This window comes from Streptomyces sp. NBC_01255 (assembly GCF_036226445.1).
GTDB lineage: Bacteria > Actinomycetota > Actinomycetes > Streptomycetales > Streptomycetaceae > Streptomyces.
In genome coordinates this window covers 8,084,223-8,105,379 of sequence record NZ_CP108474.1, presented here as the reverse complement: position 1 = coordinate 8,105,379, position 21,157 = coordinate 8,084,223, and the positions used below count along the sequence as shown (strand labels likewise).

General features: G+C 71.6%; 17 protein-coding genes and 1 pseudogene. 11 read left to right on the top strand and 7 right to left on the bottom strand.

Features of this window, described 5'->3' with window-relative positions; all coding sequences use genetic code 11:
* Positions 1-2,715 (bottom strand): heavy metal translocating P-type ATPase, encoded by a 2,715-nt coding sequence (locus OG357_RS36595; protein WP_329625200.1) that lies wholly within the window; start codon positions 2,713-2,715, stop codon positions 1-3.
* A 540-nt stretch (positions 2,716-3,255) separates the two neighbouring features.
* Between OG357_RS36595 and OG357_RS36590 the strand changes: the two genes are divergently transcribed.
* A complete protein-coding gene (locus tag OG357_RS36590) occupies positions 3,256-3,792 on the top strand; it encodes a hypothetical protein (protein WP_329625199.1) in 537 nt (178 codons plus the stop codon).
* Between the two features lie 359 nt (positions 3,793-4,151).
* Here the strand turns inward: OG357_RS36590 and OG357_RS36585 are convergent, their stop codons facing one another.
* Positions 4,152-4,859, bottom strand: coding sequence for a helix-turn-helix domain-containing protein (locus tag OG357_RS36585; RefSeq protein WP_329625198.1), 708 nt, complete (start codon positions 4,857-4,859; stop codon positions 4,152-4,154).
* Entirely contained in the window at positions 4,859-5,758 is a 900-nt protein-coding gene (locus tag OG357_RS36580; RefSeq protein WP_329625197.1) for a universal stress protein, read from the bottom strand. Before OG357_RS36580 ends, OG357_RS36585 begins: the two co-directional genes overlap by 1 nt.
* A 367-nt stretch (positions 5,759-6,125) precedes the next feature.
* Between OG357_RS36580 and OG357_RS36575 the strand changes: the two genes are divergently transcribed.
* Positions 6,126-6,725, top strand: coding sequence for a CBS domain-containing protein (locus OG357_RS36575; RefSeq protein WP_329625196.1), 600 nt, complete (start codon positions 6,126-6,128; stop codon positions 6,723-6,725).
* Positions 6,726-6,750: 25 nt separating this feature from the next.
* Here the strand turns inward: OG357_RS36575 and OG357_RS36570 are convergent.
* Positions 6,751-6,948 (bottom strand): annotated as a pseudogene (locus OG357_RS36570) (DUF1918 domain-containing protein); the annotation flags it as partial.
* Positions 6,949-7,196: 248 nt separating this feature from the next.
* Between OG357_RS36570 and OG357_RS36565 the strand changes: the two are divergent.
* Genes OG357_RS36565 through OG357_RS36530 form a run of 8 tightly spaced genes read left to right on the top strand, consistent with a single transcriptional unit; the run spans position 7,197 to position 14,940 of the window.
* Positions 7,197-7,874, top strand: coding sequence for a CBS domain-containing protein (locus OG357_RS36565; RefSeq protein WP_329625194.1), 678 nt, complete (start codon positions 7,197-7,199; stop codon positions 7,872-7,874).
* A complete protein-coding gene (gene acsA / locus OG357_RS36560; protein ID WP_329625193.1) occupies positions 7,871-9,673 on the top strand; it encodes an acetate--CoA ligase in 1,803 nt (600 codons plus the stop codon). The genes OG357_RS36565 and acsA overlap by 4 nt, the downstream gene beginning before the upstream one ends.
* Positions 9,673-10,737: a pyruvate dehydrogenase (acetyl-transferring) E1 component subunit alpha gene (gene pdhA, locus OG357_RS36555; protein WP_329625192.1), complete on the top strand. Its 1,065-nt coding sequence runs from the start codon at positions 9,673-9,675 to the stop codon at positions 10,735-10,737. Before acsA ends, pdhA begins: the two co-directional genes overlap by 1 nt.
* Complete coding sequence (locus OG357_RS36550; protein WP_329625191.1) at positions 10,734-11,744, top strand: alpha-ketoacid dehydrogenase subunit beta; 1,011 nt, start codon at positions 10,734-10,736, stop codon at positions 11,742-11,744. The genes pdhA and OG357_RS36550 overlap by 4 nt, the downstream gene beginning before the upstream one ends.
* Position 11,745: 1 nt before the next feature.
* Positions 11,746-13,140, top strand: coding sequence for a dihydrolipoamide acetyltransferase family protein (locus OG357_RS36545; protein WP_329625190.1), 1,395 nt, complete (start codon positions 11,746-11,748; stop codon positions 13,138-13,140).
* Positions 13,137-13,406 carry a phosphopantetheine-binding protein gene (locus OG357_RS36540; RefSeq protein ID WP_329625189.1) on the top strand — a complete coding sequence of 90 codons (270 nt, stop codon included), beginning with the start codon at positions 13,137-13,139 and terminating at the stop codon, positions 13,404-13,406. Before OG357_RS36545 ends, OG357_RS36540 begins: the two co-directional genes overlap by 4 nt.
* The gene (locus OG357_RS36535; RefSeq protein WP_329625188.1) at positions 13,406-14,086 is read left to right on the top strand and encodes a CBS domain-containing protein; all 681 of its coding nucleotides are present in this window, start codon (positions 13,406-13,408) and stop codon (positions 14,084-14,086) included. Before OG357_RS36540 ends, OG357_RS36535 begins: the two co-directional genes overlap by 1 nt.
* Positions 14,083-14,940: a universal stress protein gene (locus tag OG357_RS36530; protein WP_329625187.1), complete on the top strand. Its 858-nt coding sequence runs from the start codon at positions 14,083-14,085 to the stop codon at positions 14,938-14,940. Before OG357_RS36535 ends, OG357_RS36530 begins: the two co-directional genes overlap by 4 nt.
* Positions 14,941-14,950: 10 nt before the next feature.
* On the opposite strand, the gene fdhF is transcribed toward OG357_RS36530, so the two are convergent.
* From fdhF to OG357_RS36515, 3 genes are all read right to left on the bottom strand, one after another.
* Positions 14,951-17,644, bottom strand: coding sequence for a formate dehydrogenase subunit alpha (gene fdhF, locus OG357_RS36525; protein WP_329625186.1), 2,694 nt, complete (start codon positions 17,642-17,644; stop codon positions 14,951-14,953).
* Complete coding sequence (locus tag OG357_RS36520; RefSeq protein WP_329625185.1) at positions 17,641-19,299, bottom strand: NAD(P)H-dependent oxidoreductase subunit E; 1,659 nt, start codon at positions 19,297-19,299, stop codon at positions 17,641-17,643. Before OG357_RS36520 ends, fdhF begins: the two co-directional genes overlap by 4 nt.
* A gap of 89 nt (positions 19,300-19,388) precedes the next feature.
* Positions 19,389-19,646: an SHOCT domain-containing protein gene (locus OG357_RS36515; RefSeq protein WP_329625811.1), complete on the bottom strand. Its 258-nt coding sequence runs from the start codon at positions 19,644-19,646 to the stop codon at positions 19,389-19,391.
* Between the two features lie 290 nt (positions 19,647-19,936).
* Here OG357_RS36515 and OG357_RS36510 point away from each other — a divergent pair, with 290 nt between their 5' ends.
* Positions 19,937-21,097 carry an MFS transporter gene (locus OG357_RS36510; protein ID WP_443066840.1) on the top strand — a complete coding sequence of 387 codons (1,161 nt, stop codon included), beginning with the start codon at positions 19,937-19,939 and terminating at the stop codon, positions 21,095-21,097.
* The last annotated feature ends 60 nt before the right edge of the window (positions 21,098-21,157 follow it).

The following is a 21,157-nucleotide window of genomic DNA, read 5'->3' as shown; positions in this document are numbered from 1 at the left end:
CTACGGATGTCGGCGGCTGATGGAAGGCGTGTAGCGGTCGGGATCGGCATCGTAGGCGGCGGCGCACCGGGTGGAGCAGAAGTGCAGTGGGCCTGCGGAGCAATCCCGGTGTTCGGGTGCGGTCGTGGGGTCGACTTCCATGCCGCAAACAGGGTCGACGGTCATCTCGCTTCCGTGCGGGCCGTCCTGTCGCCGCGTGGTGTCGGTGGCGGTCTCGACTTCGGGTCGCGTCGCTGTGCCGCCCGCTTCTGGCAGCGGCGCAGGGCGCCAGCGGCGCAGGCGGGAGGCGTTGGTGACGACGGACAGGGAAGACAGGGCCATGGCGGCCGCGGCGATGATCGGGCTCAGGCGGATGCCCCATAGGGGGTAGAGGGCGCCGGCGGCGAGAGGGATGCCGACGGCGTTGTAGACGAGAGCGAAGAACAGGTTCTGCTTGATGTTGCGCATGGTCGCCTTCGAGAGGCGAATGGCGGTGACGACTCCGGCGAGGGAGCCGGAGATGAGGGTGATGTCGGCGGATTCGATGGCGACGTCGGTGCCGGTTCCGATGGCGAGTCCGACGTCGGATTGGGCGAGAGCAGGGGCGTCGTTGATGCCGTCGCCGACCATGGCGACGGTCCGGCCCTCGGCCTGGAGTCGGCGGATCTCATCGGTCTTGTGCTCGGGCAGTACCTCGGCCAGGACCCGGGGAACGCCGACCTGAGCGGCGATTGCGGCGGCGGTGCGGGCGTTGTCGCCGGTGAGCATGACGACCTCGGCGTCCAACTGCCGCAAGGCCGCGATGGCCTGGGCGGAGTCGTTCTTGACGGTGTCGGCGACGGCGAGCACCCCGGCGGGATGGCCGTCGACCGCGGCGAGGACGGGTGTCTTGCCCTCGGCCGCGAGGGCCGCGGCACCGGCGTCGAGAGGGGAGGTGTCGACGCCGGTGTCATGGAGGAGGCGCGCGGTGCCGACCATGATGGTGTGGCCGTCGGCCATGGCACGGACGCCCTTGCCTGTGACGGAGCCGAAGCCGGTCGCGGTCGGCGGCTGAAGGCCACGGTCGCGGGCGCCGGAGACGATGGCCTGGGCAAGGGGATGCTCGCTGTCGGCCTCGGCGGCGGCGACCAGCCGCAGCAGCTCGGCAGCGTCGACTCCCGCGGCGGGGCGGATGTCGGTGAGGACCGGCTTGCCGATGGTGACCGTGCCGGTCTTGTCGAGCACGACGGTGTCGAGCTTGTGGGCGGTCTCCAGGGCTTCGGCGGAGCGGATGAGGATGCCCGCCTGCGCGCCCTTGCCGGTGCCGACCATGACCGAGAGCGGGGTGGCCAGGCCAAGGGCGCAAGGACAGGCGATGATCAGGACGGCGACGGCGGAGACCAGGGCCAGGGTGAGCGCCGGTGCGGGTCCGATCGTGTACCAGAGAGCGAACGTCGCGATCGCGATGGCGATGACCGCCGGGACGAAGTAGGCGGAGATCGCGTCGGCGAGACGCTGGATCGGCGCCTTGGACGCCTGGGCCTGCTGCACCAACCGGACGATCTGCGCGAGCATGGTGTCCGCGCCGACCTTGGCCGCGCGCACCCGCAAGGAACCGGTGGTGTTGACGGTGGCGCCGATGACACCGTCGCCCGCGTGCTTCGTGACCGGCATCGGCTCGCCCGTCACCATCGACTCATCCACGGCGGACGAGCCCGACAGGACCTCGGCGTCGACGGGAATCTTCTCCCCGGGGCGGATGACGGCCTCGTCCCCGACGACTACCTCTTCGACGGGTATCTCGGTCTCAGTGCCGTCCCGCAGGACGCGCGCGGTGCGGGCCTGCAGGCCGATCAGCGCGCGGATGGCCTCGCCCGTGCCGGCCTTGGCCCGGGCCTCCAGAAGACGGCCCAGCAGGATCAGCGTCAGGATGACGCCGACCGCTTCGAAGTACACCTCCCGCACGTCCTCGGGGAGCAGCCCGGGAGCGAGGGTGACGAGCAGGCTGAATCCGAAGGCGGCGCTCGTGCCCAGGGTGATCAGGGAGTTCATGTCCGCCGACCGGTGGCGCAGGGCCAGCCAGCCGGTGGAGTGCACGGGCCAGCCGGTGTAGAGCATCACCGGCGTGATCAGTGCGAGCTGGAACCAGTGGTTCAGCATCCAGCCGGGCACCCAGTCGGCGCCGAACAGCTCGTGCGCCATGACGGCGAAGAGGACCGGTGCGGTGAGTACTGCGCCCACGACGACGCGGCGGGTCAGGTCCTTGATTTCCTCCTGGCGCTCGGCGATGTCGGCCGCCTCCGCGTCCTGGGCCGACGTCTCCCCCGCACTCGGCGCCGCTTCTCCGCCTGACACCGTGCCCGGTTCCGGTGCTCCGCCGTCGGCGGGTTCGACGACGAGGGTCCCGTGGATCATGTTCATGCCGCAGGCGAACCCGTACGTGCCGGGCCGTTCAGGGCTCAGCCTTACGGTCGTGCGAGTGTGGGCGGGCAGTCCGGCCCCGACCCTGAGATCGGGGAACACGACGCGGGAAGTACATTCACCGGCCTCCTGCCGGTCGAAGACGAGCTCGACCGGTGTGCCCTGGCGGACCTTGATCAGGTTCGGGCTGTAGCCGCCCCGCACGGTCACGTCGACCCGCTGCACCCCGTCCTCCACGCGGACCGTGCCGGCCTTGCGCGGGCCGAAGAAATACCAGCCCAGCACGGCGATGAGACCGACGGCAACCACGACGACGATCACGTCCGCGACAGGCATGGCCACTCGCCTCCTCGCGCGCCCTGCTGTTCCAGCCTCCCGCGCAGCATCCACGTCGGCCACCTCAGCCGGGCACGGCCTGAACGCGTCGTGGTCATCGCCGTCGTCGGCGCGCCACCCGACGCAGCACTTTGGCTTCCTCCGCGCCCACCTCACCCTGGACGGTGACGCCGACCTCAAGGGCATCCCGGGTCGTCTCACGCACGGGCCGACCGGTGCAACGGCCAGGTCCGGACGGCCCTCGGCGGTCATTGCGTCCGGGGAGAGACTGGAGGAAACGTACCCGGGTCGGTCGGTAGGGACAGGGAACGACCCGGAAGGGTGATGATCATGTCCAGGACGAGCAGGTGGACCGCGGCCGCGCTGGCGGCCCTCGCTCTGGCCGCTGGATGCGCGGCCGGAAATAGCACCGCCAGCGGCAGGCCACTGAGCGCAGCCGCCGCCCAACCCGGCCCCTCCGGCGGCGATTGCTGGAAGCCGGGCATGTCCGGCGACGACTGGGACGACTGGGACTCGTGGGGGCCAGGCATGAGGCCAGGAATGACAGGCCGGGATGACTGCGCGTGGGGTCCCGGCATGATGGGCGGGGGCTACTGGCAGCGTGGCGACGGGGCTCCGGTCGAGACTCTGGACCAGGCCCGCCAGCGGGCCGACACCTTCGCCGACCGGCTCAACCTGCGTGTCGGTGAAGTCATGCAGTTCTCGAAGAACTTCTACGCCGAACTGCAGACCCTTGACGGGAAGCTGGCGACGGAGATCCTCGTTGACCCGTCCGATGGCGACACCGGGATCGAGTACGGGCCGGCGATGATGTGGAACACCGACTACGGCATGCACCAGCGCGGCCGGACCGAGACCCGGATCTCCCCCGACGAGGCGCAGGAGCGCGCCCAGAAGTGGCTGCATGACCGGGGCAGCGACCTGACCGTCGGCGAGGCCGAGGCGTTCCCCGGCTACTACACCCTGCACACCCTGCGCTCGGGCGAGATCAGCGGCATGCTGTCGGTCAACGCCTCCACGTGCGCTGTGTGGGACCACACCTGGCACGGCATCTACATCACCACCAGCGAGCACTGACGCTACAGCCGCCCCTGACCGGGGCCACCAGCCGAGCGGTTTACGCCTGCTCGGCGTGGTCGTGGCTTGGACGCCGGCCGGGCACCGTCGCCGCTCGCGTGGACCGGTCCAGATCGAGCCGGCTGTTCCTGTCCGGCTCGAACCGGTGACCCAGTCGAGGTCTGGGGCATCGGTCGGACGACGCGTTCGTCGGCGGTCCCCTGGGGGCGAGCCGGTCCGGTACTTTCGAGCGATCGCATCAACTGTGATGCCCCAACGGCCACCCCGGTCCGGCAACGACAGCTCGGTCCCCGCTGCCCAGTTGGGCATCGGTCGTCGGCACGCTCGGAGCAACGATCCGATGCCCCAAGAAGAACCGTCTAGTCAGCGGACCCGGACGGCGTGCCGGGCGCGCCCGGCACATGGATGCGCCGTCCGGTCACTCGGCGCGGTGAGAGGGTCACCACGGTGTCCCGCCCGTCCCCAGCCCACGGCGCCGAGTGGACAGCATCCTTGATCCTCCGCACCTCGGTCTCCTCCGACACTGTGCGTGCCTGACCGACAAGGAGCACGCTCCAGCCCTGACTGAAGGCTTCGTCCAGGTGGTCCTCCTCGAAGGCGACCTCCGCACCGGACACCGAGGCGCGCGCGAGGGTCGAGTCCGCAGCAGTCATGAAGACGATGTCCCCGTCGACGACCTGGTAGTTCACAGGGAACACCATCAGCCCGTCCCGTCCTTCGAGGGCGACCCGGCCGACGCCGTGGCCGTCGAGCAGCTCCCAGCATTCGGCTTGGCCGATCTCCTCCATCCGTGCCCGGTACCCAGCGCGGGCACCTCCTGGCGCAAGGTCCGCCGTGTAGCCGGTGAGCTCCTGGACAGTGGTCTCCAGAGCGTTCGCAAGCCGGACCAAGAACTCGATCCCCGGGGTGGCCACCTGCTCCTCCACATAGGCGATGAAGCCGGGTGTCGAGCCGGCCCGTTCGGCCACGTCTTCCCAGGACAGGCCGAGTCGGGTGCGCCTGGCCTCGACGCGGCGGCCGAGGTCGCTCGTGGCGTGCGAGGCACGCGGGTCACCGTCCGTGTTCATCACAGGTCTCCTTCCGCGGTCTCGGGACGCCGCTGGGGTACGACGGCGACCGGACACGCGGCGTGGTGCAGGGCGCGGTGGGCGACTCTGCCGAGCTCCAGGCCGACGAGCTCTTCCCGGCGCCTGGCGCCGACGACCAGCAGGTCGGCGGCGGCGGAGCGCTCGGTCAGTACCTTGTGGGCGGAGCCCTCGACCGTGCTCCTGCGCAGGCGCACCTGGGGATGTTCGGACGCCGCGGCCTCAAGGGCCTTGTCGAGCAGTTCGGAAGCCCCTTCCGTGAAGTAGGCCGCCCCTGCGCGCCTCATCAGCAGGTGGTCGGCCGGTTCATGGGCCTGCCGTCGCCAGGTGCGGACGACGTCGAGTTCCGCGTCTCGGACGGCCGCCTCACGGAAGGCGAACCTCACGGCCGGCGAGTCCAGGTCGTGTTCACCGACGCCGAGCAGGACGCGCCCGTGGCGTGCTTCCAGGGCCTGCCGGTCCCCACGGACGACGACAACCGGACAGTGGGCTCGGGCGGCCACGATGAGTCCGACGGATCCGAGCAGAAGGTCGGCGAACTCGCCGCGCCCGCGTGCCCCGACGACGAGGATCGTGCCCTCCCTCCCCTCACTGAGCAGCGCACTGGACGCGTCCTCGGCGAGGACGTCCGTAGTGAGGGGGAGGTCGGGTGCCCGGCGCCGGGCGCGTTCGGCCGCGGTGCCGACGATGTTCTCTGCGAGGACCTGGCCCGAGGGTCGGTCCGTGGTCCAGGCCGGCACGACTCCTTCGTAGCGTTCCCACAGGGAGGCATGGACGATGCGCAGGGGAAGCGCGTGCCGTACCGCTTCGTCGACGGCCCAGTCCAAGGCCGTGAGACTGGCGTCGGACCCGTCGACTCCTACCACCAGGGGCGATTCCATCGTGCCCACCGCCTTTCCGGGTCGTGAGGTGGTCTGCTGCCACGCTCGCACCGGGCGGGAGTGACCGAATAGGGCCGGTCGGTCCCGGGCGCGGCCCGCCCGGACCAGGTGTGGCGGCGACGCGGAGACACGGCGGGAGGAGGGGCCAACCGCTTCTCGCGGATCCTGATCGCGCGGTGCGCGGCTCGAAGCCGCTTCCCCGCGTCCCTCGGGCCCCCTCCTCACTTTCAGGAAAGCATCGGCAGACGGGTCCGTGCCAGTGCTGCCCGGGTCCCGACGTGCCCCTTTCGGCCCTTGTCGTCAGCCGCCCGAAGGCGACACCCTCGCAGCAACAGGACTTTGGGCGCCGGAGCACCGGAGGCCGGTCATGAAGCACCCACGTACCGTCGACGACGTGATGACCCATGCGGTGGTCTCCGCCAGGCTCGACGCGCCGGTCAAGGAGATCGTCCGGTCCATGCGGCGCTGGGGCGTGAGCGCAGTCCCCGTGCTGTCGGCCCAGGGACGAGTGGTCGGCGTGGTGTCCGAGGCGGACGTACTCGGCAAGGTTCCGGGAGAGGCCCGGGACGACGCGGGATCGGTGACAGCGGGCAGCCTGATGTCGGCTCCGGCCGTCACCGTTCCGCGCGATGCCACGATCGCCGGGGCCGCGCGGCTGATGGCGCAGGGCCACCTCAAGCGACTTCCCGTGGTGGACGAGGACGGCCGCCCGGTCGGTGTCGTCAGCCGGGGCGACCTGCTCAAGATCTACCTTCGCTCCGACGCCGAGCTCGCCGAGGACGTACGCCACGAGCTCCTCACGCACCTGATCCCCGAAGGTGACGCGGCACTGACCGTACGGGTCGAGAACGGCGCGGTGACGCTCGCCGGACGCCTGCCACAGTCCGTTCCGGCGGATCTGGCCCTGCGCCTGACCCGGGCGGTGCCCGGCGTGGTGGCCGCGACGGCGAAATTCATGACCTCGTAACGGCCTTCACGGGTCCGGCCTCTCTCGTGCCGTGCGGCGGAAAGTGCCGGACGCGCGCGTCCGGGCCCGGGAACACCTCGGTGACCCGGCCCGTGTCCGACCATCGGACGTCGAAGGGCGGAGTGCCGTCCGGATGGTGGAGCCCGACGATCTCACCGTCACGTCCCTCGTCCCCGACCGTGGCACCACCCACGATCAGCCGGTCACCGACGCGAGCCCACAACCCGGCGCGGGGCTTCTCCTGACCTTGTCGTGCTCCGGTCGCGGTCATGGTTGTCGCCTCCCTGCACGAGCGCCCGGCCGCGGTCCTCCCGAGACGGGCTCTCTCGCCTTCTCCACTGTGCGTCCCGGCCGGCCGGGACGCCATAGGGGCGAACAGTCCCGGATGGGGACCATTCGGCACTGCCCCGGGTGAGCTGCGCACAGCAGAGTGAGCACTGGGGCGGCCGCGTCCCGTGAAGGAGGACCGTCATGCAGCACCGCACGGTTTTCGAGGTGATGACCCACGACGTGGTCACCGCAGCCCCAGAGACCCCGTTCAAGCAGATTGCCCGGCTCTTCGCCGACCACGACGTCTCGGCGGTCCCGGTCGTGGACGCCGACCGACGCCTGCTCGGCGTGGTCTCCGAGGCCGACCTGCTGCGGTCCACCGCCGAGCTCCCCGACCTGGAGGGCCGCTGGGCGGGCGTCCGGCTTCTGTCCCAGGAGCGAGGGCTGCCCGATGCGGAGACGGCCGCCCAGCTGATGACCTCGCCGGCCGTCACGGCGCAGGCGAACTGGAATCTCGTCGAGACGGCCCGGACGATGCAGCGCAAGGCGGTGAAGAGACTGCCCGTGACCGACGAGACCGGTCGACTCGTCGGGATCATCAGCCGTAGCGACCTGCTGCGGCCCTTCCTGCGCAGTGACACCGCGATCCGTGACGAGATCGAGCACGACGTCCTGGCCGACACTCTGCGCCTGGCCCCCGACACGATCCGCGTGAGCGTCGACGACGGGGTCGTCGGGGTGACGGGCCGGGTCGACGAGCGGGCCGACGTCCGCGTGATCGTGCGGCTCTGCCGCTCGGTCGACGGAGTCGTCGCCCTGCACGAATCGATCGAGTACGCCTATGACAACCTCGCGCTCGACGTGGAGCCACCGCGATGAACGCCCTGTGGGTGGCACCGGTCATGCCGGACTACGAGAGCGCCCGGGCCGTCTTCTCCTGGCGACGCGAGCGGTCCCGGCTCGCCGGGCTACCGGACGGCGGCATCAACATCGGGTACGAGGCGGTCGACCGGCACTTGAGCGAGGGCCACGGCGAACACGTCGCGTTGTGCTGCATCGCCCGCGACGGAACCGTCCAGACGGTCACCTTCGCCCTCCTCGCGGCCGAGAGCTCCCGCTTCGCGCACGTCCTGGAGACGCTCGGCCTGGAACGCGGCGAGCGGGTGTTTACCCTCCTCGGCCGCCGCTTCGAGCTGTACAGCACCGTCCTCGGAACGCTGCGGGCCGGAAGAGTCGTGTGTCCCCTGTTCAGCGCCTTCGGTCCCGAACCCGTCGCACTGCGCTTGGAGTTGGGCAACGCCCGGGCACTGGTCACGACCCGGGAGCTGTACGAACGCAAAGTGGCCCCGGTACGGTCCCGTCTTCCCCACCTGCGACACGTCCTGCTTCTCGACCCCGGGGCCGACCCGCCCCCGGACACCCTCTCCTTCCCCGCTCTCACGACCGCCGCGCCGGACGCGTACACAGTGGGACCGACCGAACCGGCGGAGCCGGCACTGCTGCACTTCACCAGCGGCACGACAGGCACCCCCAAGGGCGCGGTACACGTGCACGAGGCGGTCCTCGCTCATCACGTCACCGCCGCCTACGCACTGGACCTGCACGAGGGCGACGTCTTCTGGTGCACCGCCGACCCCGGCTGGGTCACCGGCATGTCGTACGGCATCATCGCCCCGCTCACCCACGGAGTGACGACCGTCGTCGACGAAGGGGACTTCGCCCCCGCTCGCTGGTACCGGATACTCGCCGACCAGCACGTCACCGTCTGGTACACCGCGCCCACCGCGCTCCGCATGCTCATGCGGGCCGCACCACGCGGCGGCGAGCCGACGCCCGCCGCGCGGCACGACCTCTCGGCGCTCCGGTTCGTCGCGAGCGTCGGGGAGCCTCTCAATCCCGAAGCCGTGCACTGGGGCCGGGAGGCTCTCGGGCTTCCGGTCCACGACACCTGGTGGCAGACCGAGACCGGTGCCATCATGATCGCCAACTTCGCGGCCGATCCGGTGCGGCCCGGTTCGATGGGCCGACCGATTCCCGGCGTCGAGGCCGCCGTACTGGCATGCGGCGAGGACGGCCGGGCCGCGATCACCGGCGGGCGGGTCCACGTCCTCCAGGAACCGGGTGCCCAGGGCGAGCTCGCCCTGCGGGCGGGCTGGCCGTCGATGTTCCGGGCCTACCTGCACGAGCCGCACCGTTACGAGGCGTGCTTCGCCGACGGCTGGTACCTGACCGGCGACCTCGTCAGCCGCGACACCGGCGGCTGGTACTGGTTCGTGGGCCGCGCCGACGACGTCATCAAGTCCGCGGGGCACCTCATCGGGCCGTTCGAAGTGGAGAGCGCGCTCATGGAGCATCCGGCCGTCGCTGAGGCCGGTGTCATCGGACGCCCTGACCCGCTGGCCGGCGCGATAGTCAAGGCGTTCGTGCTGCCGCGCCCCGAGTATCCGCCAGGCACCGAACTGCGGCGCGACGTCCTGGCGTTCGCCCGTCGGCGCCTCGGCCCGGCCGTCGCCCCCCGGGAGATCGAGTTCGTCGAGGACCTGCCCCACACCCGCAGCGGGAAGGTGATGCGCCGCCTGCTGCGGGCCCGCGAACTGGGCCTGCCCGAGGGCGACGTGTCGACCCTGGAGACACCCGAACCGGCCGGGACGGCCGAGCTCTCCGAGAAGGAGCCGTGATGGCCACCGCACACGGCGGCACGTCCGCCGGAACACCGAAGACGAAGCGCCCCCGTCGCGCACATGCGCCCGTGACGCCCTCCCGCACACCTGCGGCGGCCCACGACCTGGACCTGCTGCGGCGGATGCTGCTCATCCGGCGGTTCGAGGAACGGTGCGTCGAGCTGTACAGCGCCGCGGCGATCCGGGGCTTCGTCCACCTCTACATCGGCGAGGAGGCGGTGGCGGTCGGCGTCCACCAGGCTCTCGACGAGCGGGACGCGGTCGTCTCCACGTACCGCGAACACGGCCACGCCCTGGCCCGTGGGATACCGCCCGAGGCCGTGATGGCGGAGATGTACGGGAAGACCACCGGGTGCAGCCACGGCCGCGGCGGGTCCATGCACCTCTTCGACGCCGAACGCCGCTTCTACGGCGGCAACGCGATCGTCGGCGGCGGACTGCCGCTCGCGGCGGGCCTGGCGCTCGCCGACCGGTTGCGCGGCGAGCCCCGGGTCACCTGCTGCTTCTTCGGTGACGGGGCCTTCGCCGAGGGCGAGTTCCACGAGACCGCCAATCTGGCGGCGCTCTGGGGACTGCCCGTGCTCTTCGTCTGCGAGAACAACCTGTACGCGATGGGAACGGCCCTCGCCCGCGAACACGCCCAGACGGACCTGGCGATGCGGGCGGCGTCGTACGGCATGGCGGCCTGGGCCGTCGACGGCATGGACGTGCACGCCGTGGAGAAGGCCGCGCGCGGGGCGGTCGAGTCCATTCGCGCCGGCAGCGGACCGCACTTCCTGGAGATGCGGACGTACCGGTTCCGCGCGCACTCGATGTACGACCCGGACCGGTACCGGCCGAAGGACGAGGTCGAGGAGTGGAAGCGGCACGACCCCGTCACCGGCCTCGCCGACGGGATGCGTACGGCCGGCCTCCTCGACACCGCCGCGCTGGAGGACTTGGAGCACCAGGTCGCCGAGGAGATCGACGACGCCGTCCGGGCGGCCGAACAGGCCCCCGAGGAGCCGGCCGAGGATCTGCTGCTGCATGTCACAGGCCGACACGAGGAGGCTCAGGCATGAGCACGCGTACACGACCGCGGGCGCATCCCGACGACGACACCGTCACCTACAGGGAAGCCCTGCGCGAGGGACTGCGCGACGCCCTGGCCTCGGACGACCGAGTGTTCCTGATGGGTGAGGACGTGGGCCGCTACGGCGGCTGCTTCGGGGTGAGCCTCGGTCTCCTGGAGGAGTTCGGCCCCGATCGTGTCCGGGACACGCCCCTGTCGGAGTCCGCGTTCGTCGGAGCCGGGATCGGCGCCTCACTGGCAGGGATGAGGCCGATCGTGGAGATCATGACGGTCAACTTCAGCCTGCTGGCCCTCGACCAGATCCTCAACAACGCCGCCACTCTGCGGCACATGTCCGGCGGACAGCTCGGTGTGCCACTGGTGATCCGCATGACGACGGGTGCGGGACGGCAGCTGGCCGCCCAGCACTCCCACAGTCTCGAAGGCTGGTACGCGCACATCCCGGGCCTCCGTGTCCTGGCGCCGGCCACGGTCGACGACGCCCGCCACGTGCTGTCCGCCGCGCTGGCGGACCCCGACCCGGTGCTGCTCTTCGAGCACGGCAGCTTGTACAGCGCGGCCGGAACGCTTGACCCGGCGGTCCAGCAGGTCGACCTGGACCGCGCGGCAGTCCGCCGCGAGGGCACCGACGTCACGGTCGTCGCGTACGGCGGTTGCGTGTCCAAGGCCCTCGAAGCCGCGGAGGAACTGGCGGGCGAGGGGATCAGCGCGGAGGTCGTCGACCTGCGCACGCTACGGCCCCTGGACGACGCCACGTTCGTGGGTTCGGTCCGGCGGACCCACCGGGCCGTCGTGGTCGACGAGGGCTGGCGCAGTGGCAGTCTGTCCGCCGAGATCGAGTCGCGCATCTGCGAGCAGGCGTTCTTCGAACTCGACGCGCCCGTCGAGCGGGTGTGCAGCGCGGAGGTCCCCATCCCCTACGCCCGCCGTCTGGAAGAGGCGGCACTCCCCCAGCCGGCCGGAATCGTGGCGGCGGCGCGCCGGGTGGTGAGCTGACATGGCCGAGTTCACGATGCCCTCGCTCGGCGCCGACATGGACGAAGGCACGCTCTCCCAGTGGCTGGTGCACCCCGGCGACCAGGTGGCACGGGGCGACGTCGTCGCGGTGGTCGAGACCGACAAGGCCGCGATCGAGGTGGAGTGCTTCGAGAGCGGTACGGTCGACACCCTCCTCGTCGACGAGGGCACCACCGTCCCGGTGGGCACTCCGCTGGCTCGTATCGGCACGTCCGCCGAAAGCAGGCCCACCGCGGACCGGCCCCCGTCGACGCCCCTGGTCCGCCGACTCGCCCAGGACCGGCACGTCGACCTCGCCGCCGTCCATGGTTCGGGCCCGGGAGGCAGGATCACACGCGCGGACGTGGAGCATGCGGAACCGGAACCTGCACGAGCACCGGAGCACGACAAGACCGCCGGCCCCTCAGAGCCCACTCACACCGGGATCAGGCGGCAGCCGGTCACGAAGCCGGCGCGACGAAAGCGGAGCCGAAGCGGGGCCGAGGCAAAGACCGCGCCGACGACACGGCCGCCGAAGCCGGTGCGCAGCGACGACTCGACCGGGGAGCGTCAGGCTCCGCAGCGCGTGAGGTCCTCACCCCTCGCGCGGCGGCTGGCCACGGAACTCGGCATCGACCTCGCCGAGGTGACCGGCACGGGCCAGGGCGGCACCGTCCGCGCGGAGGACGTCCGTTCCGCCGCAGCAGCCGAGGGTACAGCGCAGCCGGCCGTCCCGAATGTGGCACAGGCGGCGACCGCACGGCTCATGAGCCGATCCAAGCGGGAGATCCCGCATTTCTACCTCTCCACGACCGTGGATATGGCAGCGGCGCTGGCGTGGATGCGCGCCCGCAACCGCGAACTGCCTTTGTCCGCCCGTCTGGTGCCCGCCGCACTCATGTTCAAGGCCGTCGCGCTGGCGGCGCGGAAGGTGCCCGAACTCAACGGGCACTGGGTCGACGACGGCTTCGTCCCGGCCAAGGAGGTACGACTGGGCGTCGCCGTCTCTCTGCGGGGCGGTGGCCTCGCCGCCCCGTCCCTCGCCCACGCCGACACGCTCTCCGTGGCCGAGGTGATGGCCGCGCTCAAGGATCTGGTGGCGCGGGCACGGGGCGGCCGACTCCGCGCGTCCGAGACCACCGACCCCAGTCTCACGGTCACGAACCTCGGCGACCAGGGCGTCGAGGCCGTGTTCGGCGTCGTCTACCCGCCGCAGGTCGCGCTCGTCGGCCTCGGCCGGATCGTCGAGCGGCCGGTGGCCGTGAACGGCCTGCTGGGAGTACGTCCCGTGGTGACGGCGACGCTGTCCGCCGACCACCGAGCCGCCGACGGCGCCACCGGCGCGCGCCTCCTGACCACCATGGACCGGCTGCTGCAACAACCGGAGGAACTGTGAACCACGACCAGGCAAAGGCATTCGTCCGGCAAGCCGTGCAGCGTGTCGTCCCCGACGCCGACTTCACCGGGCTCGATCCCGGCGTGTCCCTGCGGGACACGTTCGAACTGGATTCGCTGGACTTCCTCGAATTCGTCGAAGCCCTCGCCGAGCTCGGCGGCACGGAACTCACCGAGGACGACTATCCGGCCCTCGACACCTGGGATGGCTGCGCCGCTCGCCTGGTGGCCGAGGCCAGTGCGTCCGCACAGGAAAGGAGCGGATGATGCGTCACCGCAGGATCAGCGAGCTGATGACCCGTGAGGTGGTGAGCGTCCGTGGCGACGCCCCGTTCAAGGAGATCGTCCGCACGCTCTCGCAGCACCGAGTGACCGCTGTTCCCGTGGTGGACGGCGAGGGCCGGGTGGTCGGGGTCGTGTCGGAGGGGGATCTCCTGCGCAAGACCGCCGATCAGGCCGCCGCACCGAGTGGCCTTCCGGCCGTTCCGGACCTGGAGGCGTGGGAGCGGGCCAAGGCCGAGGGGACGCGGGCCGAGGAGCTGATGTCCGCACCCGCCGTGTGCGCCCGCACCGAGTGGACCGTGGCGGAGACGGCGCGACTGATGGAGGTCCAGGGGGTCAAACGGCTCGTCGTCGTCGACGGCGACGACCGGCTGGTGGGCATCGTGAGCCGCCGCGACCTGTTGGCCGTCTTCCTCCGCAAGGACGACGACATCCGCCGGGAGATCGTCGAGGACGTGCTCGGCGACACACTGCGCCTCGAATCGACCGCCCTCGCCGTCAACGTGCACGACGGGCGGGTGGAGCTCGGCGGGCGGCTGCCCTTCAGGGGCATGATCCCGGCGATCGAGCGCATGTGCGCCACGGTGGACGGCGTGGTCTCGGTCTCCTGCACCCGTCTCACGTACGACGTCGACGACACCGAACGAGGAGGTGGACGATCATGACGCGGAGCATCGTGGTCGGCCTGGACGGCACGGAACAAGCGACGGCAGCCGCGGAGTGGGCGGCCGAAGAGGCGCTGCTGCGCGGCACAGACGTGCATCTGGTGTACGCGACGGAACCGGTACCGGAGGCCGCTCTGTCGCTCGTGGAGTGGGAGTCCGAGGAGCCGTGGGCCAGAGAGATGATGGCGCGCACCGCCGGTGAACTGCGTGAGCGCCATCCCGGCCTGACGGTGACGTCACAGCTGCTGCCCTCGGGGCCCGTGCCGGGTCTCGTCGCCGCGGCCGAGGAGGGCGATCTGCTGGTCCTCGGCTCGCGGGCGCTGGGCAGCGTGGCCGGATACCTGCTCGGCTCGGTCGGCCTGACGGTCGCCGGTGTCGTCGAGCGTCCCGTCGTGCTCGTACGGGCCGTCAGCGCGGCAAGCACTCCGCGGGGCCCTGTCGTGGTCGGGGCCGACGTGCGACAGCCGGTGGACTCCGTGCTGGGCTTCGCCTTCGAGGAAGCCGCGCGACGGCACATCCAGGTCCTCGTCGTGTACGTACAGCAGCTCCCGCTGCACGCGGGAATGGGCCCCGCGATGGTCCCGGACTTCAGGCTCTCCATGGTGCCGGAGATCAGGCGTTCGGTGGAGGCCATGCTGGAACCCTGGCGGGCGAAGTATCCCGACGTCGAGGCGGTCGCCCGCGTGGCGGTCGGATCGGCCGGACTCGAACTGGTGGCGATCGCCCGGGAGGCCTCCCTCGTGGTGGTGGGCCGGGGTACCCGCCATTCGACGCTCGGCGCGCGCATCGGCAGTGTGGCCCACGCCGTCCTGCACCACAGCCCGGTGCCCGTGGCCCTCGTTCCCCACGACTGATCGGTGCCGGTCAGTTCTCGGGCGCCGTCGGACGCAGCCGTACCGCCGTGACCTTGTACTCCGGACACGAGGTCACGGTGTCGGCGTGCTCCGAGGTGAGGGAGTTGACGCCGCTGGCCGGGAAGTGAAACGCGCAGAAGACCTGCCCGGGAGCGAGCTCCATCCCTACGCGGGCGACGAGTCGCGCCTGTCCGTGACGGCTCTCGACGGTGACCGGAGTGCCGTCCCGGACACCGAACCGCGCGGCGTCCGCCGGATGCAGGTCCAGGCGGTCGTACACGTCGAGAAGAAGGTTGCCGCCTCGCCGGGTCATGCTCCCGGAGTTGTAGTGGGCCCATCGGCGCCCGGTGACGAGCACCAGCGGATAGTCCTGGTCCGGTTCTTCGCCGGGTGGCAGATAGGGGGCCGCCGACAGGTGGGCGCGCCCGTCAGGAGTGGCGAACTCGTCGGCGTACAGAGTCCTTTCGCCCGGCCGGTCCGGCTCAGGGCAGGGCCAGGGCACGGCCGCCTCCCGGTCGAGCCGCTCGTGCGAGAGACCCGCGAAGAGAGGTGTCACACGTCCGCACTCGGCGAGCGCCGCTGCCGGGGTGGGGCAGCCCAGGTCGGCACCGAGGGCATCGGCGACGGCGTGCACGACCTCGAAGTCGGAGCGCGCCGTACCCGGCGGTTTCACCGCCGGCCGTACGCGCTGGAAGCGGCGGTCGAAGTTGACGAAGGTCCCGTCCTTCTCCAGCCAGGAGGCCACGGGCAGGACGACATCGGCACGCCGGGCGGTCTCGCCGAGGAAGAGCTCGTTGACGACGACGAGCGGGCAGGCGTCGAGGGCCTCGGCGACGCGCCGGCTGTCGGGGTCGGTCGCGCACACGTCCTCGCCGATGATCCACAGCGCCCGCAGGCGGCCTTCCCGGGCCGCTGCGAACATCTCGGGGATGCGCAGCCCTGGTTCCGGTGGGACCGGTCGGCCCCACACCGCCTCGGCGCGGGCACGGGCCTCCGGGTCGGTGACCCGGCCGTAGCCGGGGAGCAGGTCGGGCAGGGCGCCCATGTCGGAGGCTCCTTGCACGTTGTTCTGGCCGCGCAGGGGGCTGATGCCGAACCCGCGGCCGGTGCCTCCGACGGCTCCCCGCAGGATGGGGAGGTTCGCCAGGGTGCGTACACCGTCGGTGCCGTGCAGGTGCTCGGTGACGCCGAGCCCGTACAGGACGGCCGGACGTTCGGCACGGCCGTAGAGTCGGGCGGCTCTCCTGATGTCGTCGGCCGGGACTCCGGTGATCCGGGCGACCCGTTCGGGCGGGTAGTCGGCCAGCAGGTCGGCGAGTTCGTCCAGCCCGGTGGCCCGGTCGTGGAGGAAGCCCGGGTCGGTCATGCCTTCGTCGACGAGGACGTGGGCGAGGCCGTGGAAGAGGGCGACGTTCGTACCGGGGCGAGGACGCAGGTGTACGTCGGCATGATGGGCGAGGCCCACGGCACGGGGGTCGGCCACGATCAGGGAGGCGCCCGCGAGTGCCCGCTGGAGGAGGCGGGCGCCGACGACGGGGTGGGCTTCGACGGGATTGGCACCGACGACCAGGAGGCAGTCGGCGGTCTCGACGTCGTCGAAGGGGTCGGTGCCACCGGCCCGTCCGAAGGAGGCGGTGAGTCCGGCGGCGGAGGGCGCGTGGCAGAGGCGGGAGCAGTTGTCGACGTTGTTGGTGCCGATGACGGTCCGCAGGAACTTCTGGACGAGGTAGTTCTCCTCGTTGGTGGCACGGGCGGAGGAGATCGCGGCGACCGAGTCGGGTCCGCCGTCGAGGACGGCCGCGCGCAGGCCGTCGGCGATCCGGGTCACCGCCTCCTCCCAGGTCGCCGGTCGTAGTTCGCCGCTCTCGCGGACGAGGGGCTCGGTGAGACGTTCGGCGGAGCCGAGGTATCCATACGCGAAGCGGCCCTTGACGCAGGCGTGGCCCCGGTTGACGGGTCCGTCCCGGGCGGGAAGCACGGCGGCGACACGGTCCTCGCGGACGACGACGTCGAGGGCGCAGCCGACTCCGCAGTAGCCGCAGGTGGTGCGTACGCGGTCCGTGGGGGCCTGCCGCGAGGTGAGGCCCTGACCGGGTCCGGGCTGGGTGATCGCCCCCGTCGGACAGGTGTCGACGCAGCCGCCGCAGGACACACAGTCGGAGCCGGCCCAGGGGCCGCCGGTTCCAGGGGCGACGACCGTGTCGGCACCGCGTCCGGTGAGGGTGAGCGCGAAGGTGCCCTGGACGTCGGAGCACATCCGTACGCAGCGCCCGCACGCGATGCACAGGTCGCGGTCGAGATGGACGTACGGGTGGCTCTCGTCCCGGCCGCGCACGGGGTCACCGGCCGCCGTGTCCGCGGGGATCCCCAAGGTCCGGCACGCTTGGGCCAGTTCACTGTGCGCGCTGTCGGCGAGCGCTTGCGGTGGGAGCGCCGAGGCGATGAGGGCGACGGCGTCCCGGCGCAGGTTGCGCACGCCCTCGTCGGCAGTGTCGACGGTGAGGCCCGACGTGGCGGGCGTGACGCAGGCGGCGACGGTTCGCCCGTCGGCGCGGACCAGGCAGGTCCGGCAGGAGCCGGCCGGCCGGAGTCGGTCGTCGTGGCAGAGGGTGGGCAGTTCGGTTCCGGCGGCACGTACCGCATCGAGCAGTGAGGCCCCGGCGGGCAGTTCGACCGGTACGCCGTCGACCTGGAGCCGGGTCATCGGTCCCATCCCTCCAGGAGCGGCCCGTAAGCGCGTGCCAAGCTGCGGACGGCGGCGGGAACGCGACGGCCGAAGGCGCAGAGGCTCGCCTCGCCCATCAGCCGTGCCAGTTGCTCGTAGGACTCCCCCGGCCCGGCCTGGCGCTGCGCGAGTGCGAGCCCTCGCCGGGTGCCGATCCGGCAGGGGGAGCAGGCTCCGCAGCTCTCGCCGGCGGCGAACTCCCAGATGTGCCGGAGGAGTTCGTAAGGGTCGACGGCGGCGTCGAAGGCGACCATGCCGGCGTGGCCGAGGGCGGCACCGCGCTCGGCGAGCGCTGCGGTGGTGAGCGGGACGTCGAGCGCCGTCCCGGCGAGGAAGCCGCCAAGGGGCCCGCCGATCTGGAGGGCGACGAGCTCACCCCCGCCCTTGAGACCACCGCCGAACCGGGTGACGATCTCGTCCACGGGAGTGCCGAGTTCGACCTCGTAGGCTCCGGGCCGGACAAAGCGTTCGGACAGGCACACCAGCTTGGTACCGGTCTCGTCCGGCACGCCGAACCGGGCGTACGGCGCTCCGCCGTGGGCGACGATCCAGGGCACGGCCGCCAGCGTCTCCACGTTGTTGACCACCGTCGGTGAGTCCCACAGGCCGTGGTCCGTGGGGTACGGGGGCCTCGGCCGGGCACAACCCCGAGCGCCTTCCAGACGGGCGATGAGGGCGGTCTCCTCGCCGGCAACGTAGGAACCGGCTCCTTCGACGATCTCGACGAACGGCAGCGAACCGGCTTCCTCGGCCGAGGGCGCCAGGTCCCCCGTCTCCGTCGCGCGCTCCACCTCTTGCCTGAGCCGGACCATGGCTTTCGGGTACTCGGAGCGCACCAGGACGATCCCGCGCCGGGCGCCGCAGGCAAAGCAGGCCAGGGCGAGTCCGGTGAGGACGCGATCGGGATCCTCCTCCATGAGCAGCCGGTCGGCGTACGAGCCCGGGTCACCCTCGTCCCCGTTGGCGACGACGACCGTGTCCGGTCTTCCCGCCGCCGCGGCCCACTTGTCGGCCACCGGGAATCCGGCGCCGCCGCGCCCGCGCAGCCCTGAGACTACGATCTCCGCCCGTACGTCCTCGGGTCGCAGCCCGGCCACGGCCTCCCGCCACACGTCCCAGGCGGAGTGCCCTGCCACGATCCCGGCAAGCAGGACGGGCGCCCCGGTGGTGTCGGTCGCGGGGATGTCCGGTGCGCATGGTTCCGCCCGCCCACGGAGTTGGTCGGCCAGGTCCGGGCCCGTACGGGGAAGGGTGCCGTCGAGGGCGGCGGGACCCGCGTAGCAGTAGCCGAGGCAGTGCACGGTCTGCAACGAGGTCGAACCCGTCTCGTCTGCCGTGCCCGCCACCACACCGAGAGCCCGCTCGACCTCCGCCAGATGCTCCCCGCCCCGCGCGGCGAAGCACGCCGTCGCGGTGCACACCCGCACGTGCCGCTCACCGCGTGGGGCGGCGAGATCGGCGAAGAAGGTGGCGGGGCCAAGCCCTGCGGCGGCCGGCAGTCCGGCTGCCTCCGCGACCTGGGGCGCCCATGCCCCGGGCCCTTCGGCAGTACTCGATCTGGCGCGCTCCAGCGCCGCCGGCAGCAGCCCCCGACGCCCTCCGTGCCGTGCGGTCAGCTCACGGAGCGCATCCATCCGCCCGCCTGGCTCCCTGGGTATCCGACCGGCCATGATCCCAGAGTGACCGGCCACGCCCCCACGCGCATCCCGGCCGGTCACGGGGATCACAGTGCCGCGCTGCGCAGGGCGGTCAGGCGCCGGCGGTACTCCTCCTCGTCGATCTCGCCACGCGCCAGTCGCTCGCCCAGGATCTGCTCTGCCGACGTCGCGGGCCGAGACCCCGACGGCCGTTCCGCAGGGCGTCCCAGGGTGCGGAGGAGCATCACCGCGACGGTGATGAGAAGGCCCCAGAACAGCACCATCCCGGCCGACATGGCGAACCATCCCCATCCGCTCATGCCGTCGCCGTACCAGAACATCATCGCCACTCACACTCCCGACGGCCGGGCCGGCAGGAACCGACGCACCTGCCTCCCGGTCTGTCCACCACCACCGTGCGCCGCCCCAGGAGGCCCCGACAGGCCCGTCCGGTCCCTGGCAGGGGGCCGGACGGGCACGGAAGGGAACAAACGGCCCCTGTAGCCGGGATCCCGACGGCCAGAGGGTGGGGAACAGCAGGGCTCACGCGGCCCATGAGGATCACCGCCGGGAGGCCACCATGGTCCGGAACTCGGGGATCCCACCCGTCGTGGATGCGCCGCGACCGTGGCAGATGCTGTTCCTCGCCACCGTCGGGTTCGCCCTCTGCTTCTGGGCGTGGGCGCTGCTGGGCCCACTCGGCCCACGGCTGCGGGACGACCTGGGCCTCAGTTCCTTCGAGCAGGCACTGGTGGTCGCCGTGCCCGTGGTGGTCGGCGCGCTCGGCCGGATCCCGGCAGGGGCGCTGACGGACCGCTGGGGAGCACGCCGGGTCTTCCCCCTCGTCGCGGCCCTGACGATCATCCCCGTGCTGTACCTGGGTCACGTGGCCGACTCGTTCGCCGAGGTACTCGCAGGCGGCTTCCTCCTCGGGCTCGGCGGAACAGCCTTCGCCGTCGGCGTCCCCTTCGTCAACGCCTGGTATCCACCCGCACGGCGGGGCGTCGCCCTCGGGATCTTCGGGATCGGCACCGGCGGTACGGCCCTGTCGGCGTTCACCACCGTCCAGCTCGCCGACGCCGTCGGACGGGCCTTCCCCTTCGATCTCGTGGCCGCCTGCCTCGCCGTGTTCACCGGGTTGGCCTGGTTCCTGCTCCGCGACAGGCCGGGGCGCGCGACGGTGCCGGGGTCACTGTTCTCGCGCACAGCACTGGCCATGCGTACACCGGCCACCTGGCAGCTGGCATTCCTGTACGCCGTCTCATTCGGTGGATTCGTCGCGTTCAGCGTCTACCTGCCGACCTACCTCACCAGGGCCTACGAGCTCGGCCGCTCCGACGCGGCGCTGAGGACCGCGGGATTCGTCGTCCTCGCGGTGGCCATGCGGCCGCTGGGCGGCTGGTTGTCGGACCGTATCCACCCCGTACCCGTGCTGGCGGTCTCGTACGGGCTCGTTGCGGTGTGCGCCCTGATCGCGGCGTTCGAGGCGGACCTGGTCCCCGTGGGAACGGCGGCCTTCTTCGGCATGGCCGCCGGCCTGGGCGCCGGGTCAGGGGCTGTCTTCGCTCTCGTCGCTCGTCTGGTTCCGGCCGAGCGGGTCGGCTCGGTGACGGGAGTCGTCGGGGCGGCTGGCGGTCTCGGCGGCTTCTTCCCACCCCTCGTGATGGGAGCGGTCGACAGCGTCGCGCACGACTACACGTGGGGATTCGTCCTCCTCGCCGTTACTGCGACCGGCGCGGGAACCTTGGCAGCCACCGCTGTCCGGCGACGCGCCCGGGCGTCCGCAGACGCCTGACCACGGCGGCGAGACCGCTCATGCGGGCCTCCCGGTGACCCGGGGATTGGGCCGTTCGGC

Bases quoted from the DNA above. Each gene is read 5' to 3' on its own strand.
- OG357_RS36595 (WP_329625200.1), bottom strand. From the start codon at position 2,715: ATGCCTGTCGCGGACGTGATCGTCGTCGTGGTTGCCGTCGGTCTCATC.
- OG357_RS36590 (WP_329625199.1), top strand. From the start codon at position 3,256: ATGACAGGCCGGGATGACTGCGCGTGGGGTCCCGGCATGATGGGCGGG.
- OG357_RS36585 (WP_329625198.1), bottom strand. From the start codon at position 4,859: ATGAACACGGACGGTGACCCGCGTGCCTCGCACGCCACGAGCGACCTC.
- OG357_RS36580 (WP_329625197.1), bottom strand. From the start codon at position 5,758: ATGGAATCGCCCCTGGTGGTAGGAGTCGACGGGTCCGACGCCAGTCTC.
- OG357_RS36575 (WP_329625196.1), top strand. From the start codon at position 6,126: ATGAAGCACCCACGTACCGTCGACGACGTGATGACCCATGCGGTGGTC.
- OG357_RS36565 (WP_329625194.1), top strand. From the start codon at position 7,197: ATGCAGCACCGCACGGTTTTCGAGGTGATGACCCACGACGTGGTCACC.
- acsA (WP_329625193.1), top strand. From the start codon at position 7,871: ATGAACGCCCTGTGGGTGGCACCGGTCATGCCGGACTACGAGAGCGCC.
- pdhA (WP_329625192.1), top strand. From the start codon at position 9,673: ATGGCCACCGCACACGGCGGCACGTCCGCCGGAACACCGAAGACGAAG.
- OG357_RS36550 (WP_329625191.1), top strand. From the start codon at position 10,734: ATGAGCACGCGTACACGACCGCGGGCGCATCCCGACGACGACACCGTC.
- OG357_RS36545 (WP_329625190.1), top strand. From the start codon at position 11,746: ATGGCCGAGTTCACGATGCCCTCGCTCGGCGCCGACATGGACGAAGGC.
- OG357_RS36535 (WP_329625188.1), top strand. From the start codon at position 13,406: ATGCGTCACCGCAGGATCAGCGAGCTGATGACCCGTGAGGTGGTGAGC.
- OG357_RS36530 (WP_329625187.1), top strand. From the start codon at position 14,083: ATGACGCGGAGCATCGTGGTCGGCCTGGACGGCACGGAACAAGCGACG.
- fdhF (WP_329625186.1), bottom strand. From the start codon at position 17,644: ATGACCCGGCTCCAGGTCGACGGCGTACCGGTCGAACTGCCCGCCGGG.
- OG357_RS36520 (WP_329625185.1), bottom strand. From the start codon at position 19,299: ATGGATGCGCTCCGTGAGCTGACCGCACGGCACGGAGGGCGTCGGGGG.
- OG357_RS36515 (WP_329625811.1), bottom strand. From the start codon at position 19,646: ATGATGTTCTGGTACGGCGACGGCATGAGCGGATGGGGATGGTTCGCC.
- OG357_RS36510 (WP_443066840.1), top strand. From the start codon at position 19,937: ATGCTGTTCCTCGCCACCGTCGGGTTCGCCCTCTGCTTCTGGGCGTGG.